The sequence below is a fragment of the Lysinibacillus sphaericus OT4b.31 genome, assembly GCF_000392615.1.
Taxonomy (GTDB): domain Bacteria; phylum Bacillota; class Bacilli; order Bacillales_A; family Planococcaceae; genus Lysinibacillus; species Lysinibacillus sphaericus_B.
In genome coordinates this window covers 3,015,039-3,031,415 of sequence record NZ_KB933398.1, presented here as the reverse complement: position 1 = coordinate 3,031,415, position 16,377 = coordinate 3,015,039, and the positions used below count along the sequence as shown (strand labels likewise).

Annotated in this window: 17 protein-coding genes; all 17 read left to right on the top strand. The window is 39.0% G+C overall.

Annotated elements, in window-relative coordinates:
* Positions 1 to 38 precede the first annotated feature (38 nt).
* Positions 39 to 464, top strand: coding sequence for a hypothetical protein (locus H131_RS13895; protein ID WP_010859805.1), 426 nt, complete (start codon positions 39 to 41; stop codon positions 462 to 464).
* Between the two features lie 92 nt (positions 465 to 556).
* A complete protein-coding gene (locus H131_RS13890) occupies positions 557 to 985 on the top strand; it encodes a J domain-containing protein (RefSeq protein WP_010859804.1) in 429 nt (142 codons plus the stop codon).
* Between the two features lie 46 nt (positions 986 to 1,031).
* The gene (locus tag H131_RS13885; RefSeq protein ID WP_036131520.1) at positions 1,032 to 1,595 is read left to right on the top strand and encodes an FHA domain-containing protein; all 564 of its coding nucleotides are present in this window, start codon (positions 1,032 to 1,034) and stop codon (positions 1,593 to 1,595) included.
* Between the two features lie 40 nt (positions 1,596 to 1,635).
* The gene (locus H131_RS13880) at positions 1,636 to 2,163 is read left to right on the top strand and encodes an FHA domain-containing protein (protein WP_010859802.1); all 528 of its coding nucleotides are present in this window, start codon (positions 1,636 to 1,638) and stop codon (positions 2,161 to 2,163) included.
* Between the two features lie 6 nt (positions 2,164 to 2,169).
* A complete protein-coding gene (locus H131_RS13875; RefSeq protein WP_010859801.1) occupies positions 2,170 to 3,012 on the top strand; it encodes a PP2C family protein-serine/threonine phosphatase in 843 nt (280 codons plus the stop codon).
* A gap of 50 nt (positions 3,013 to 3,062) precedes the next feature.
* Complete coding sequence (locus H131_RS13870) at positions 3,063 to 4,700, top strand: PP2C family protein-serine/threonine phosphatase (protein ID WP_010859800.1); 1,638 nt, start codon at positions 3,063 to 3,065, stop codon at positions 4,698 to 4,700.
* Position 4,701: 1 nt separating this feature from the next.
* The gene (locus tag H131_RS13865) at positions 4,702 to 5,979 is read left to right on the top strand and encodes a hypothetical protein (protein WP_010859799.1); all 1,278 of its coding nucleotides are present in this window, start codon (positions 4,702 to 4,704) and stop codon (positions 5,977 to 5,979) included.
* A complete protein-coding gene (locus H131_RS13860) occupies positions 5,970 to 6,665 on the top strand; it encodes a hypothetical protein (RefSeq protein ID WP_036130326.1) in 696 nt (231 codons plus the stop codon). Before H131_RS13865 ends, H131_RS13860 begins: the two co-directional genes overlap by 10 nt.
* Before the next feature lie 22 nt (positions 6,666 to 6,687).
* Positions 6,688 to 9,333 carry an acetate and sugar kinases/Hsc70/actin family protein gene (locus H131_RS13855; RefSeq protein ID WP_010859797.1) on the top strand — a complete coding sequence of 882 codons (2,646 nt, stop codon included), beginning with the start codon at positions 6,688 to 6,690 and terminating at the stop codon, positions 9,331 to 9,333.
* A gap of 30 nt (positions 9,334 to 9,363) precedes the next feature.
* A complete protein-coding gene (locus tag H131_RS13850; RefSeq protein WP_419185151.1) occupies positions 9,364 to 10,149 on the top strand; it encodes a DNA and RNA helicase in 786 nt (261 codons plus the stop codon).
* Positions 10,150 to 10,201: 52 nt separating this feature from the next.
* Complete coding sequence (locus H131_RS13845; protein WP_010859795.1) at positions 10,202 to 10,879, top strand: hypothetical protein; 678 nt, start codon at positions 10,202 to 10,204, stop codon at positions 10,877 to 10,879.
* On the top strand, positions 10,879 to 12,303 hold the full coding sequence (locus tag H131_RS13840; RefSeq protein WP_010859794.1) for a hypothetical protein: 1,425 nt from the start codon (positions 10,879 to 10,881) through the stop codon (positions 12,301 to 12,303). Before H131_RS13845 ends, H131_RS13840 begins: the two co-directional genes overlap by 1 nt.
* A gap of 47 nt (positions 12,304 to 12,350) precedes the next feature.
* A complete protein-coding gene (locus tag H131_RS13835) occupies positions 12,351 to 13,481 on the top strand; it encodes a pentapeptide repeat-containing protein (protein ID WP_010859793.1) in 1,131 nt (376 codons plus the stop codon).
* 26 nt (positions 13,482 to 13,507) lie between these two features.
* On the top strand, positions 13,508 to 14,083 hold the full coding sequence (locus H131_RS13830) for a hypothetical protein (protein ID WP_010859792.1): 576 nt from the start codon (positions 13,508 to 13,510) through the stop codon (positions 14,081 to 14,083).
* 18 nt (positions 14,084 to 14,101) lie between these two features.
* Positions 14,102 to 14,839: a hypothetical protein gene (locus tag H131_RS13825; protein WP_010859791.1), complete on the top strand. Its 738-nt coding sequence runs from the start codon at positions 14,102 to 14,104 to the stop codon at positions 14,837 to 14,839.
* 133 nt (positions 14,840 to 14,972) lie between these two features.
* Positions 14,973 to 15,380 carry a DUF4280 domain-containing protein gene (locus tag H131_RS13820; RefSeq protein ID WP_010859790.1) on the top strand — a complete coding sequence of 136 codons (408 nt, stop codon included), beginning with the start codon at positions 14,973 to 14,975 and terminating at the stop codon, positions 15,378 to 15,380.
* 297 nt (positions 15,381 to 15,677) lie between these two features.
* On the top strand, positions 15,678 to 16,377 hold a 700-nt coding region (locus H131_RS13815; protein WP_473222651.1), incomplete at its 3' end, for a contractile injection system protein, VgrG/Pvc8 family.

The window sequence follows — 16,377 nt, the reverse complement described above, 5'->3', positions numbered from 1 at the left end:
TAAAGTGTTGATTCCAAAAATTCTAGGAGGTAATAAGTATGGGTTTTGTATTAAAAGTAGAAGGATCAGAAGCAATTGAACTAGGGTTAGAAAGTATTATGACGGTTGAGTATGAAACAGATACGCCGGATGACTCAAACGCTCGTTCTACAGATGTAGGAGCAACTTTAAAAATTAAAGGGAAAATCCTTACTGCAACAGATGGCGATAATTCTGATGACACAATGAAATTAGGATTATGGTCATTAGTACCTGCTGAAAAAGCTGACTGTTACCGTAAAGTAACATTAGAAGTTATCTCGGCTGATCAAGTAGTAAGAAAAATTAATTTCCCAAATGCGTTTGTTGTTGACTACACAGAAAGATACGGCGATACAGAAGGTATTGGCGAATTCTTCTTATTCATCAAACAAAAGAAAGACAAAACAGATTTAGCAAAAATCGAAGGCGGCTACGCTGTCTAAATCGTAGTTTGATAGAACACACCAAATTATCTAAGGGACTATATAGTTCCTTAGATAATTTTGAATAATCCTAATACTGGGGATGAAATTTAATGAAAAATCATTACGAAATTTTAGGCGTTAGCAGGCAAGCAACACAAGATCAAATAAAACTTGCATACAGAAAACTATCAAAAAAACATCATCCAGATGTAAGCGGTGGTAACAAGGAATCGGAAAAGATTTTTTTAGAAGTGCAAGAGGCATACAAAGTACTAAAAGACACGGCTTCTAGAGAGGCTTATGACGCTCGGCTTGATGAAGCAGGACAAGGTGCTAGTTATACAAATGAACATACAAATAAATCGCGTCAACAGTCCACTGTAAATAAACAAGATTTTAATATGAATGATCTTGAAAAGAACTTCGAGCATTTTTTTGGCTTTAATCCGAAAACGAAAGAAATGTCAGCACAAAATAAATCGAAAAAGAAAAATCCAATAGATACAACTGATTTATTTGAGCGCTTTTTTAATAAATAACAACAAATGAACAATCAGTGTGGGGGAGAGTGATAACGTGTATGACATGAAAAATTCAGCCTATGCGCAGAGTGAAAAGAAACAAATGATGTTAAGAATCATAGATATTTTAATTGTTATCATCGCTTTCTTTTTCATTTTATATGTATTCGTAATGAATCAAGATTTTCTGTTGAAAACGATTATTGGATCAATACTAGCGATAATCATCATTGTTTATGGATCCATTATGTATGAAACGAAGAAAGTTTTAAATGACATAACGGATACAGACATTCAGAAAATCGTCCTTCTCAGTGAACAAGGGAAAGAAATGAAAGAATGGTCGGTAAAAGGAAAAACCTCACTACTTATAGGAAAAAGCACAACCGAACTAGAAGCGGACATCGATTTAAGTGGTACAGAATATGAATCGCTCATCAACTACGAGCATGCTGTTTTAAATTGTGTTTCTGGCATGTGGTACATAGAGGATATTGATTCTGTTAATGGAGTAGGCATTAAAAAATCCAATAAACGAGTTAAAAATAGATTAAAATATGACAATCCTTCTCGCATAAATCATGGAGATATTATATACATAGCAAATACACGTATTTTAGTGAAATAAAGAAAATCTAGATTCGTAACAAAGACGGGGGAAAATGAAAATGAGTTTGATTAGATGTACAAATGGTCACATGTTTAGTTCAAGAAGACATAGAAATATTTGTCCGTATTGCAATGTGATGGTGGAGCAGGAACCAAAGGGTACTAGCCAACCCATCGCTGTTATGGAAGCGGATGATAAAACAATGCCCTATCTTGGAGAAATGGATGGTATTGACCCTGTTACAGGTTGGTTAGTTTGTATTGAAGGTCCTCAAATGGGAAGAGACTACCGAATTTTATCTGAAAAGAACTTTATCGGAAGAGCTGAAGATATGCACATTCGGATTATTGGAGATAATTCCATTTCCAAACGTAATCATGCTGTTATTGTCTATGATCCTAAAAAAAGAAATTTCTATCTCCTTCCCGGCGACGCATCAGGATTAGCTTATCTCAATAATGAAGCAGTCTATACGCCCACAGAGCTAGCGGCATACGATGTTATCCAGTTAGGGAGAAGTATGTTTCTGTTTATTCCTTTATGTGGTGTTCACTTTGAATGGGAAAACAACCAGAGTGAGGGATGATGACTAATGGAACAGAAGTTACTGCCATACATAGTTGTACTTGGATTTATCATTGTACTCATAGGTTTGCTAATCATTAGAAGTATTATTGTGCAAAAAGTTGAAACGAGAAAGATTGAAATCGGCAATGGTCAGACAGTTGGCAGACGTGACGAGCAGGATGATTATTTTTCTACAGCTGAAACGAATAACGGAACAATGGCTGTACTTGCAGATGGGATAAGTGGCTTGGCTAACGGTCGAATGGCAAGTACGATTGCTGTCACGACATTTATTCAAGAGTTTATGAAGCTTAATAGTCTAGCAAATATACAGTCCTTTTTTAAGGATACGGCTTTGGCCAGTAATCAGATGATTGTGCAAAATTTAAATGGTTCTAATGGGGGCACTACACTCGTGGCTGCAGTGATTGATGAACATGGATTTCTACATTGGGGAGCCGTCGGGGATAGTGTGATTTCAATCTTTCGAAACGGAGAATTTATAGCAATCAATCAAAAGCATATTTTTGAGTCGGTATTAAAGGATCGTTATATATCAGGGGAAATCTCGCAGCTAGAGGTGCAAGAGAATCCATTAAAAAAAAGGCTTATTAATTATTTAGGGTATGAAGGATTTAAAAATATAGATACTGGAAAAAGTCCAATAAAGCTTAATAGAGGAGATAAGGTATGTCTATTTAGTGATGGCATCTATGATACCTTAACAGAGGTTGAAATGGAAAAAATTCTTTCCCAACAAGCTCCGCCCTATGATTTAGCTCAAAATATGATAAAAGCTGTTGAACAAAAGCGCTTAAAAAATCAAGACAATGCTACCATCATCATTCTAGAAACAACATGGACATAATGCTGATTTATGCGTGATTATTATTGGCTCAGTAAATAAGGAGGATAATCATGAGAAAGGAAAATAGCGATTTCAAAACAAGCTTTCTATCAGAAGCTGGCTCGTTTATGCAGAATAAGGACTATTTTGCCTATGCAGAGCTAGACGATGTTGCCTGCTGGGTGGCTGTAAAAGGACTAGATGCTGATCAGGAAATCAATAGTGCAGAGCTAGCGGCAAAGGGTATTCTCGAGAAATTTATGGAAAAACCATCAATGTCTAAAAGGAGCATTAAAAAATATATAAAAAATGCGCAAAACTTACTACAAGCGCAAAGCTTAAGAGTAAGACTGAAAGCAAGCATCGTCGTCGTTGTATCAGATTACTCCAAAATGATTTGTGCAGTGGCAGGGAACACAAGACTCTATCATTTTCGAAACGGCCTATTGACCTATAAAAGCAATGATCAAAGTCTAGCACAAGAGCTAGTGAATGACAGGAACAGTTCATTCGATATTAGCCAACATGATGAACGAACGAATCTGTTAAATTATCTTGGAAAACCGAATAGTTTTCAACCTTTCGTTTCCAATAAGATCAAGCTAATGGATGGCGACGTATTGCTACTTTGTACATCGGGATTATGGGAAGAAGTTAGTGAAATTGAGATGGCAGACGCATTAGAGGGCGCCAAGGAACCCGAGCAATATACAGATCTATTGGAGGAAGTACTTTTAAGTAGGCAAAAAAAAGTCGTCAATAACTACACAATAGCATCTATTTTCGCTAATAAGATTTATCAGGAAACAAACAAGAAAAAAATGAAATACATTAAGATGATTGTAGCTGCCCTCATCGTAGCATTAATTGTTGGAGGAAGTACGATCTTTTATCAAGCAAAACAAGCAAAAAAATTAGCAGAATTGACAGTAGAGATGAAGGAGCATGAAAAGACCGGTAACGTTAATTTTCAGGATGGAAATTATGCGGATGCTTTACTGGAATATAGCGAAGGCCGAAATGCCGCCAAGAAATTGAAAGATCCTATACATAGAAATTTACTAGCTAGAAAGTTAAGAGTGACGCAGCTGATTATTAATGGCGATAAGGCAGCTGAGGCAGGAGAATTTACTGACGCAATGGAGCATTATGAGAAGGCCAAAAAGGAAGGCAAGCTTATTAAAAGCTTCGGCAAAGAGGTTATTGAACAAAGAATTACCAATATGGATTCCATTGTTCAAATTGTTGAGGGCATAAAGGATGGCGATTTTAGATTTGAGGCAGAGGACTATAATGGCGCACTAGAAACCTATCAAAAAGCACGAAAGAAGGCACTTGCTATATCCTTTACTGGTGAACCTCAAATAAAGGTAAAGATTGAAGAAACAGAAGAAAAAATAGCGGAATTGAAGAAGGCACAGAAGGAATTGAAAGCGGAAGGATTAGAAAAAAACGGCGATCAAAGCTATGCACGACAAGAATACTTGCAGGCAATCGAATCCTATACACTTGCACAAGAAATCTATCAAGAGACAGATTTACTCGCGAAGGTTTTAGGTCTCGAACGTAAAATCATGAATGCCAATGACAAGTTAAATCCGGTTCCTCAAGCACAACCAGCTGATACAGCAGCCAGTGGAGCGGAACCGCCAATGGATGAAGCGACAGCGGCCGATCAGAATTCAAATACTGAGAAAGAAGGAAAGTAAAGTGATAAAAGAGCTCATGTTTGAACGGTTACGTAAAATAGAAAATCTAGAGCAACGTCAACTGCTAAAGGATATTGTCAGTGGCGTCTTTGTCAATTTAGTCGATTATCAGGATGAAATGAACAAAAAGCTTGAGGAGCGCATATTCAACGAAATGGAAGATTTGGAGAATAAGCACGATATTTTTGTAACACTCAGTACAAAGGAAGATGTCGATCCCATTCATGATTGCTTATTCCCTATGCTTCCATCTGATCTTGAACAGAAACAAATCCATATCGGAAAAATGCTTGAAGCACTTAGGAAAAATGAAACATTTGTCCTGCTCACATTATTTTTACAGTGTGATTCTAGACAAATCCAGCAGTTACTTACGCAGCAGCGCTACTTTGCTGGCAAACTTTTAACGACGCAAGGACAAGTCGACATAAAGGTAAGTCTTCAAAAGAATACAACTTATTTGGAAGAGATAGACAAGCTATATCCCATTTTTCAAATAAATGGCCTACCGTGGAAAACCATCAATCACCCCTATGCCCATAAATTTTTTGATGTTGTTCTCGTCGATAGCCCTCCTTTAAACGAGGATGCCGAAATTATTGAATTCACCATGGATTTACAAGAATTTGAGCATAAAAAGCGTCTGGATATGGTGCCGCTATGGAATATTGAAAGACATGCGGTGAAGAATGTAGGATTCCCCACCCCAGCCGTCGATAAAGTGAATTATGAGCATGTTCTTTCCCTTCGAAAGACCGGAAGTCACCATGGCTATCTCGTAGATACACAAGAGGAAAATGTACGTTATGTGAAACGCTTAGAAAATGAAATAACCATTGTTTCACCACAGGACAAATCCGGTATTTGGCAATTATTAAAAATAGCGCAAATAGAAGAAGAGAAAATTGGAAAACTGAATTATCCACTTGTGTCTAATCGCAGAACGGATCGTTTTATGCACAAGTATGCAAGTAAATATTCAGCCAATGTGAAAACAAAGGGTGAAATCATAAGACTTGTCAATTCCTTTGAAATTGCTGAAAAGATAGAGCTGGCAAATGTAGAAATAATGGAATCATTCCAAGGAACAAGCTTCAGTCATTCTACAGATCCGTCCTTATTAGATGTAATAGGAGAGAAAAGTAACAAGAAAGTCATGTTGTTGCAATTTACGGCAAAAGAGGAAAAAAGTTTTATTTCAAATGATATTTTAAGCTTCCTTGTTTCGGAAGTGCAAAGACACTTCTTTGAATATAGATGCGAAGGTATATGGCTATGAATTATATTTGGGACTTGCTTATTAGAGCCGAGGATGAGGGCTTTGCGAAAAAGGATATCCAGTTTCTTCTTGCCAAAGACTTTTCACCCTATATGGAACTTAGCCCACAATTATTGAATGCACAACATCTAGAACAACAGGTCGAAGTAAATCCCTATTATCGTTATTATGAAATCTTTAAAAACCTATTTCATCCAGATAACATGAATGACTTAGAGCTAAGGGAGTATTTCTTGGATTTTGTCCTGCATTTTCTGGCAGAAATCGATCGAATGCAAGGCATGAATAAACGAGAGTTCTCTATACAATTCATCCTCAGAGAAATCGACGCAAATGTATTTGGCAATACGGTGAGGGACAACATGCATGCATTTACAAAAAAGGAAAAAGAGATGGTCGTGCTAAATATTTTAAGATTATATCAAACAGGTGATGAAATTTACCTGTTAAAGGATACGATGAAAAGGCTTTTTAAACATTGCATGATTTATGTTAAGTCAGAGGAACAAGATGAGCTACTTCTATATATTGGCCAAAAGAAGTCAGAGCTTAACGAGATGAAAGTACGACTTGTTCAAGAAATCTTCCTGCCAGTGAACTTTAAAACGGAGGTTTATTGGCAAAATCACTTTGGCATAATTGGTGCAGAGGAGACAATGAAGCTGGATCGAATAGCCCTTTACTGAATAGAGCGGAGGAGGATTCAGGATGAATAAATATTCGTATAAACTGTATGCAAATAAGCGCTATACAGAAAAGAAATACATGACATTTACACGTGTGGAATTAATGGAAATGACAACCTTTCAGCTTAGAAATATTTGCTATAAGGAAAAGCTTGTCACAGGACTCATTAATACACTGACAAGAGATCAGCTAATTCAGACCATATTAAGATACCGAGGTGCTGAAGAAAATCTTCTTATTAAAGAGAACAAGGATGGGGGCTTTGAACGAGTTGAAGCCGCGATGCAAACTTATTTAAAAACGCCCCTTTCTGATAATGGCGAGATAAAAATTCCCGCGAAAATGAGCCTTTATCAAGGAATGAAAATCGATAAGCCAGACCAGTATCTTGTAGAAACAGGCGGTTTTCTTGTGGAGTCCAATGTACTGTTAGTGAATGAACAGTTTGCGCTTTGCGGAATTCTTAACCTAATAAAAGATGACCAATATCCGAATCGTTACTATCTTGCAGCTGAGCAAGCAATCGGCATACGGGAGACAAAAAATAAAAACTACAGCTGTATTTTCTTAAGAAAGCAAGATTCAGAGTATATTTACAAGTCTTACTATCAAGAGAATCCACTTCCACCGACAAATCTTCATTATTATAAAGTGCCATTACCAGATTTGGAAATCAAACAGCTGGAAACGACCAATGCTATTCTTGCAATCGATTTTGGAACGACGAATACAACGGCAGGTGTTTATTTAGATAGTGATTATGTTACCTCGCCATGTAGTCATGATTTATTAAACCAAAGAATTCAGTTAAATAGCATCAACTTTGTAGCGTTCCCAGACCCTCTTCATCAAAATGAATGGATTGAAGTAGTGCCGACCGTTATGACCGTAGCAGACTGCTCGAATCCAGATCAAGTAAGCTATCATTTTGGCTACGAAGCGTTAAAGGTCATGAAAAAAAATAGCTATACAACGCTTGCAACAAAATTTCAGGGCATTAAACGCTGGGTCAGTAACTATGCAAAGCTGGAAGAAGTGATGGATGCAAACGGCAACACGGCACTTGTTCCACGAAGTCAAATTTTAAGAGAGTTTGTGCTGTACATTGTCCGCATGGCGGAGCATCAATTTAAATGTCGATTCAAGCATTTGCACATTTCAAGTCCCGTAAAGCTGAAAACACAATTTCTTGATATGTTTCATGCTATTTTGCCTGAATATCAAATTGAATCACAACATGCACTCGATGAAGGGATGGCTGTGCTCTATAATACCATCGCGAATCAAATAGAGAATAATAGCTTTACGGATGGCAAGGAATACAAAGCACTGGTCATCGATTGTGGAGGCGGTACAACCGACCTTTCTTCCTGTAAGTTCCAAATCGAGGATGGACATATCTCTTATAAAATTGATATTCATACAACTTACGAAAATGGAGATACAAATTTCGGCGGCAATAATATTACATACCGTATTTTTCAGTTTATGAAAATTGTTTTTGCGAATTATTATAGTCGAGGGAAAAGTGCCTATGATATCGATGCATTAATCGATATTCCGGGCAAGGATATTTATAGACATGTTGATGATTTTGGTGTGGAAGCAGTCTATGAACAATTCGAAACGGCCTTTCGTGAAGCAGAATACATTATCCCTACTCGTTTTAAAGAATATGAAAATCGAACGCGCGATGAATACTTGCGTGTACGTAATAATTATTATTTCTTATGGGAAATGGCAGATGAGATGAAGAAAGAGTTCTTCCGAAAGACAGGGATTTTAAGAAGTCGTTTTTATTCAGAAAATGATCTGCATCAGGATAGTGATATTAACGTAACAGCAGTGGATCGCTGGTGTCTGTCACTACTCGAAAACAATCAATTCAAAGATGTCTACGACTATCCTAATGTCTATTTCAATATTAAGGAAATTAATCACCTTATAAAGGCTGATATTTATGATATCGTCAGAGAGTTTTTAGAAGATTTTTATGAAAACGGCCTGCTTGGCGAATATTCGATTATTAAACTGACGGGTCAATCCTGTAGAATTGATGCCTTTCGAGAGGCATTAAAGGAATTTGTACCAGGACGAAGCATTGAATTTAGACAAAAGGCTGAAAATGTTGGAAAAGTACCTGAATTAAAGCTTGCTTGTTTACGAGGCGCACTTCGCTATTTAAATGCTAAGAAGATAGGCATGATCGAAACCAATGTAACCAACCATGCACCGGTAGTGCCTTACGCTGTCAGTGCCTTTACGCATAATCGTCAGGAAAAACTGCTCATCAGCAGTCTGGAACGACTGAACCAAATTCACGGTACGATATCACGTCCCTGGGGTGTCACGGAAGTTGAATTTTACCTCAGCGGCAGTGACAATCATACGACACATAAATACATTTACTTTAATCGACAAGAAGATTTTGTTTCAGTTCTTTATGAGAACATCGCTGCGTACTATCAAGATAAAATTCCACAAGATGAGACGGATTCCATCGTTAATGGAGAAGTAAAATTCTTTGTATTTGCAGGAGAAGATCATTGGGGCTTCCATGTAGTACCTGTAGCGAGAAGAGAAGAGCAACTATTTATAGGTAAGAAAGATTTCTTTGCCTTTGAAACAGATTTGTCTGAACTGGATTTCTTTGATGGATTAAAGTAAGTCACATCAATATTGAAATAGAGGAGAGGGGTGAACGACAGAATGTTTGCCAATCAATATCCACATTTCCAAAAAGGAAGGATTTTAAAACGAGAAATGCTTGAAAATCTTCGTGATTATCCAAGAGACTTTCTCGATTTGTATTTTAAGGATTATTCAAATGGCATAATCACTGGGGTTAATGTCCTTGTAGCTGAAACATCGCTCATTATTACCCAGGGAATTGTCAAGTATAACGATCATCTCTATATACTTCATTCAGATTACGAGCTGCCCTATCATGCAACAGGGCATGAAACGATGGTGAAAATAAAATTTGCTGAAGAAGTAAATGAATTAGACTTTACATCTTTCACAACGCAAATTGTTCTCGATGATTCGGTGGAAATGGCTAAAAATGAGCTGGAATTAGGTCGCTTTAAATTAAAACCAGGGGCTCGACTCCGTTCACAACATGTCGATTTTCACGATTTAGCTACTGAATATAATACGGTCAATTTTATTCACTGTCAGTATGCAGGTGTACAAAAAAGTACATCTCATCCAATCATTTTACAATTTTTTGCGCGCGAGCTTTTGAAAAGTAGACCCTCTAATGCCTATGATATAGCATTTGCGCTGGAATGTTTAAATCATGACCGTGTGCAACGGGATGTCATTGACTTTTACGTTAGCAATCGACTAGGGTTGGAAGACCAAGCGTATACAAATGTACAAATTCATAAATATTTAAGTCGTATTTTAGTGGAAGCAAAGGGCGGCAGTCGTCAGGCAGGACAGACTCTAGGACGCCCAAAGCGCATGATTGTCGACTAATAATGAAAGTCTGTTAGTGATAATACGTTCAAGAAAGGGAAGGTGAAACAGGTTGAAATTTTTAGATGAAAAGATACTTGCACTTAGAAATGAAATGCGGGAACAAGAAAAGCATGAATTAGCCCAAAAGGAAGCGGCTTTACAAGAAAATGAGCCGGAACCTCAACAGGAGGAACAGCATGAGCTACAAGCAATTGACCTTTACCAGGACTTTGTAGATATTGATGGTGAAGATGTTCCAGTCATCGACCAACGTATATTGAATGGGAAAATTACGTTACGAATGCCCAAGCTATTTTCCATCATGTTACCTGAATTGGCATCTCTCAAATACCCTTCGGAACGTAGGCCGAATATTATTTATACAGATGAATCGACAACGATCAATCTAGCCTTCAACATGACACCACATGTTTTAACAGAAGCAGGGGTTGCTGAGTTTCAAGAAAACATGATTGACGTTCTCGAACAAGCCCAGCCATCAGCGGAATGGTTAGACACAGATGTGATAGAAATTAATGACAAAACAATTGGCTTTATCGAAGTGATAACACCTGCTATAGATGGCGATATTTTTAATTTAATGTTCTTTGCTTCTATAGATGGACAAGCGCTCATTGGTACTTTCAATTGTATGGAGGAGGATCTTGAGGATTGGCGTCCTATCGCAAGGGCGATGATGGAAACCTTGCAATTTACTCCTAATGGAATGAATGGAGGGGCACAGTAATGAGCGTATCCGTCACAGCGTATCACAATTTACAGGTCTTACCTTTTGAGCTAGTCAGTCTCCAAGAGCTTACACTGACAAAGAAAATGAATGAGCATGCCACATTACGCTTTACTGGTATTGTGCCTGAAGAGATAAGAGATAAATACGTCGAAATGACTGAAGCCAACGCAGCCATTGCAGTCAATCAATTGGATCATCAAGGAAATCCCATTCCTTTATTTAAAGGTGTGATTTTAAGCATAAAAGTGAGAGCGGTTCGAGATATTTACTATCTAGAAGTAGAGGCTGCCTCAAACAGCTATCAACTTGATATTAAAACGAAAAGTCGCTCCTATCAGCACAAAGATATGACCTACTCATCCTTGTTCCAACTAATGAGTCCCGCTTACCCTGGCCTCGATATTATTGATGAAGCAACAAAAGGCGATAAATTAGACAAATTTACCATGCAGTATCGAGAAACAGATTGGCAATTTTTAAAACGACTTGCCTCTCGTTTTAACACGGGGTTAGTACCTGCGGCGACCTTCGATAAACCGAAGTTTCATTTCGGTGTTCCTGCTGGTAGTGCGAAAGGTAAGCTTGCAGACTATCACCATACAACAAGAAAAAAACTAGCAGACTATCTCCTCTATATAGAGAACGGTAATGAAGGTATGGAAGAAAATGATTTTCTTTACTATGAGGTGGAGACGGACAAAGTCTTCAATATTGGGGATCATGTATCGTTTAATGAACAAACCCTCTATGTAGCTGAAGCATCCACGTCCATGAATGATGGGCTGCTAAAACATATTTATAGCCTTTCAACAAAAAAGGGCATGAACAAAAGCGAAGTCTTTAATCAAGCTATTTCTGGTCTGTCCATTGAGGGTAAAGTGCTTGAGGTGGCCAAGGATCATATCAAGGTCCATCTAACTATCGATGAAAAACAAGATAAGGAAAAAGCACATTGGTTCTTGTACTCGACTGGCTATACAGCTGAGGGGCATAGCGGCTGGTATTGTATGCCTGAAATCAATGATTATGTCCATGTATATTTCCCGAGCCATAAAGAAGAAGAGGGGCTTGCAAGTAGCTCGATTCGCAAAAATTTAGATAGTAGTGCGACGAATAAGCTCGATGATCCTTCTACTAAATACTATCGAACGGCCTTTGGTAAAGAAATTAAGATGAGCCCAAGCGAAATTGTCATTACGGCGCAGGATGGCGATATTTTTATCCGCTTAAATGAAGAAAGCGGCATCGAGATTTTTAGCAAGAAGGACATTAAACTCATTTCAGCGGCAGATATTTCTGTCAATGCCAGTAAGAAAATTCTTTTGTCTGCAGAGGAAGAAATTTCATTAAAATGCAAAGAAAGTAAAATAACAATGGACGGCAATGTCCAGATTTTCGGCAAAGAAGTCAAGGCCAATTAACAGCCGTATGGGAGACGTTCTGACCAAAAAGAAAGAAGGAGACGTATATGCAAGCACAGGAAATTTTACAGCATTTTTATGAAACCGAAGTAGAAAAAAGACGATTGAAGTATTTATTGGCATTAGAAGATTTTTTTCAAGCTTCTAAAGATGAGCTTGCAGAAGACTTTCAAAAATCTTTTCAAAACATTTGTCTACAGTTGCAACAACAACAATCCCAGCAACAAAAGGGGCCAATCGGACATATCACTTTTTCCATGCTACGAACAGAGCTTCTAGAGGGGCAGCATCGTTACCTAGTGGAGGGCACAGATGAAGAATGGTTTTTTGACCTACACCCTATTTTAGCGAGCTATGATGCAAACTGGGCATTTCGTTTTTTAGAGCAATTCATAGAAGAGCTAACTATGTACAGCAAAACATTCATGGGCGCGATTACACTGGCAGAGATAGAGCGCATCAAGTTACAGGAAGCCACTCTTTTTCATCAGTATGTCATTAGCCTTGCAAGATATGCACTGCCTGACATCATCAGATGCCCACAATACTTAGCACTTGAAAGAGCTGAAACTGTAGAAATTCGTATCGGCGAGTATATGGATATAAATGAAGTTGTTTATAGTGATGATTTCTCCAAGAAAGATACGGAAGAAATTAAGGCTTGGCTTGACCAAAAACTAGAGGACGAATATCCGTATGAGGTCTTTAACAATTTAGATTTATCCGCAGGCAACTATGAAAGCCTCGATGTACGCTATGCGTTTTTCAAAAAAACCAATTTATCGCATAGCCACATGCGAGGTAGTCTGCTGATTGGCGCTAACTTACATGCTAGTCAGCTGATGGCAGCAGATTTGAGCTTTAGCGCCATCCATGAAGCGGATTTCAGCAATAGCCAGCTACAGGGGGCTAATTTCCAACAGGTGCAAGGGGCAAGCGGTCTTGCTAATCGAGAGAAGTGGGAAATGCCAGGTTATCTTCCAGTACGCTTTACGGAAGCCAATCTAGAAGGGGCGAACTTCGAGTTGGCTAATTTACGAGGGGCTTGTTTTATCGGGGCGAAGCTAAAAAATACTGATTTTGCAGGTGCGAATTTAGAGCGGGCTATATTCTCGCAGGAAGCACGGGAGCATCTGAAGCTTGATCCGTTTCAAGCCGCAAATGTCATTTGGAAGTAGATGTTGTAAAAAGGAGCCTATAGAAGATGAACTATTTTATTCTATCCCAGGATGATCGTATCTCGAATGCTGTAGAACCAATTGGTCTAGCCCAAGTCATCAAAAAAGAATTATTAACAGTGGAAAGAATGGAGGAATTGGAGGACATTGATCGTCAATTCCCAGTTTTAAATAAGCATGACAATGACTATATCGATTTTATCGCAAAGCCTATTGCTCTATTAGCAGACCCTGTTAAACAATTAGTCGAAAAATACGAACCTCGACTACCAATCAAACCTGTAATTTTAATGGAACAGGCCAAGTTAAAACAGGTATTATATTGGCTCATCATTCCACCACAAGTGGCTTGTCTTTCAGCTCAAACAGAGTTCCATCTAGATGGAACTTTGAAAAAATTGGTTATCGATGAGGCGTTAGCTGCCCCGTATACCATCTTTAAAATTGCCGGTATTAAAGAGGATTATCTCATCGTTAATATCGAGCTCGCAGAAAGCATACTGCGCCGAGCTTTTCGAGGCATTCGCTTGCTAAAGGTGCAAACTGAGGGAACATGGAACGCGACGTTTAGCGGAACAGATTGCAGTATTTCATATAACTAGATTTGGAGAGAAGTAATCATGAAAAGCAAATGGATTTCAGTTATGTTCGCAGCATTAGTACTAGCAGGCTGTGGCTCAGATGAAGCTGAAAAAGGTGAGAAAAAAGAACAAGTAGCTGGACAGGAAAGCGCAGCTAAAGAAAAAGTAGATAATAGCAAAGCGAATCTCGCTAAAATTTTTGCAGAAGGGTCATACAAAGCGGATGTTATGGCAATCGGTCTACCTGCAGATTTAAATGAAAAGATGGAAAAAATCACAGAAACTATGCAGGCGTCTCTTGCAAAAAATGAAGCATGGTATTTAGAGACAGTAGGTGGCTTAGCTGAAGGCGAGATTCTGCCCTACGATGAAAAACTAGGCATTACAGAAAATGAGTACAAGTTTTTACTAGAGGCAAATGAACACTTCCAGCTTGGAAAAGTTGGTGAAAGCGACATCACCATTACAACAGCTGATGAACAGCCAACGATTCAAAATCCAACAGCTTCCATTGTTAAGGAGCTGACAATTAGTGCGGATGGCAACACGCTAACAAGCGATTTAGGTGACTTAACATATGTAGAGGAAATCGTAGCTTCTGATGCACAAAAAATTACAGGCAAATGGAACGGTCATTTCTATCGTATGGGTGGAGAAAATACAAAACAGGTGTTACAAATTTCAATTGGTCAGCTAGAGGATAGCAAGAAAAAAGTTATTTATAAAGAGTTGTTTGAGGAAGGACAAGAGAAAAAAGAAGAAATTCTAATGTTCTGATACAAGGTACTATAAATTTTCTAATCAAAGTCTAGGCATTTACTCCACACGTTTGAGTTCTGTTTGTTAAGCAAATAAAGAAACACTTCAAACGGACGCGAATGCACGATTCATATAGAAAGGAAGGTTCTCGATGGCAGACGAAATGCAAACAAAGGGCGACGAGCAGCGCAGCTATGTAGTAGCAGGCGCCAAATTATCATGCTCTCAGGGAGATCAAACAAGTAGTTTACAGATGCCCGTAAGCCACGGCGTTTACGTGAAGAACAAGGCACAGATGAATACGATGGATTTTAAACCGGGTGTCAATATTCAACCCTTTGGCTTATGCCAAACATTATCCAATCCAACGGTCGCAGCAGCTACAGCAGCGAATAACGGTGTCCTGACACCAATGCCCTGCACACCTGTTATCACGATGCCATGGATTAATGGCAAAGCAGATCAGTTGATTGAGAAATCCCCCGCACTCATCAATCAATCTATCAATATGTGCCTCTATTGCGGGACCATTAAAGTAGAAGATGACGGTCAGGAATAAGCCGCCATCCCCTGAGGAAAGAAGGGAATTCATGTGAAGACGTATGAGGAAGTGATTGGGTACGGAGAACTCGATCTCGTATCCCCCTATGAAGTCCAGACGTTGCATGATATCAGCCTGATACAAACCGTTAATGACCATGCAAGGTTATCCATTACGGGAATAATCCCCGAGGAAAAGAAAGATAGTTGTCTGCAGCTTGCTAGTAGTGCAGATCGTATAGAGCTCTACCAAAAGAACAATGGCCAGCGCGTGCGCCCACTTTTTAAGGGACAAGTAACCGAAGTGGCGGTTCGTATGGTAAGAGGCGTCTATCAAATTGAACTTGAAGCTGTGTCGTCAACATTCACGTTAGATTGTAAACGAAATGCGCGTTCCTTCCAGCACGATAAGCTGACGTATAGTAAAATGCTTGAGCAAGTGCTCGCTGCTCATCCCGGAGCGGACGTCATAGATACGGCGTCAAAGGCTACTCCTATCAAGCAGTTTATATTACAATATAAGGAGACAGACTGGCAGTTCTTACAGCGTATGGCCTCTCATTTTCGCACGGTACTGGTACCCGCAGTAGATGCCGATACGCCCAAGCTCTGGTTTGGTCTGCCGGAAGGACAAGTAGAAAAGCTGTCCGCTACTAGCTATACCATCGCTAAGGATCGCTCCATCTATTTACATACGCTACACAATGACATCGAACGACCGATGGAGGAGCGGGATACGGTATCGTATATAATTGAATCGAAAAAAACATTAGCACTTGGTGACCGTGTCCTGATCCAAAACAAGGAGCTAGTTGTGGCAAAGTCCATGGCCCGCATGCAACGAGGTGTGCTTAGCTATGAATACCATTTGCTGTCGGAGGCAGGCATTCGTCAAGGGAGACTAAGCATTCCCTCCCTTCCAGGCACAGCGATTGAAGGGACCGTATTAGAGGTAAAGAAGGATCAAGTGCGACTGCATCTAGCGATTGATGAGGCGCAAAAGAAGGAAGAAGCCA

Coding starts and splice junctions, on each gene's coding strand:
- H131_RS13895 (WP_010859805.1), top strand. CDS start 39: ATGGGTTTTGTATTAAAAGTAGAAGGATCAGAAGCAATTGAACTAGGG.
- H131_RS13890 (WP_010859804.1), top strand. CDS start 557: ATGAAAAATCATTACGAAATTTTAGGCGTTAGCAGGCAAGCAACACAA.
- H131_RS13885 (WP_036131520.1), top strand. CDS start 1,032: ATGAAAAATTCAGCCTATGCGCAGAGTGAAAAGAAACAAATGATGTTA.
- H131_RS13880 (WP_010859802.1), top strand. CDS start 1,636: ATGAGTTTGATTAGATGTACAAATGGTCACATGTTTAGTTCAAGAAGA.
- H131_RS13875 (WP_010859801.1), top strand. CDS start 2,170: ATGGAACAGAAGTTACTGCCATACATAGTTGTACTTGGATTTATCATT.
- H131_RS13870 (WP_010859800.1), top strand. CDS start 3,063: ATGAGAAAGGAAAATAGCGATTTCAAAACAAGCTTTCTATCAGAAGCT.
- H131_RS13860 (WP_036130326.1), top strand. CDS start 5,970: ATGGCTATGAATTATATTTGGGACTTGCTTATTAGAGCCGAGGATGAG.
- H131_RS13855 (WP_010859797.1), top strand. CDS start 6,688: ATGAATAAATATTCGTATAAACTGTATGCAAATAAGCGCTATACAGAA.
- H131_RS13840 (WP_010859794.1), top strand. CDS start 10,879: ATGAGCGTATCCGTCACAGCGTATCACAATTTACAGGTCTTACCTTTT.
- H131_RS13835 (WP_010859793.1), top strand. CDS start 12,351: ATGCAAGCACAGGAAATTTTACAGCATTTTTATGAAACCGAAGTAGAA.
- H131_RS13830 (WP_010859792.1), top strand. CDS start 13,508: ATGAACTATTTTATTCTATCCCAGGATGATCGTATCTCGAATGCTGTA.
- H131_RS13825 (WP_010859791.1), top strand. CDS start 14,102: ATGAAAAGCAAATGGATTTCAGTTATGTTCGCAGCATTAGTACTAGCA.
- H131_RS13820 (WP_010859790.1), top strand. CDS start 14,973: ATGGCAGACGAAATGCAAACAAAGGGCGACGAGCAGCGCAGCTATGTA.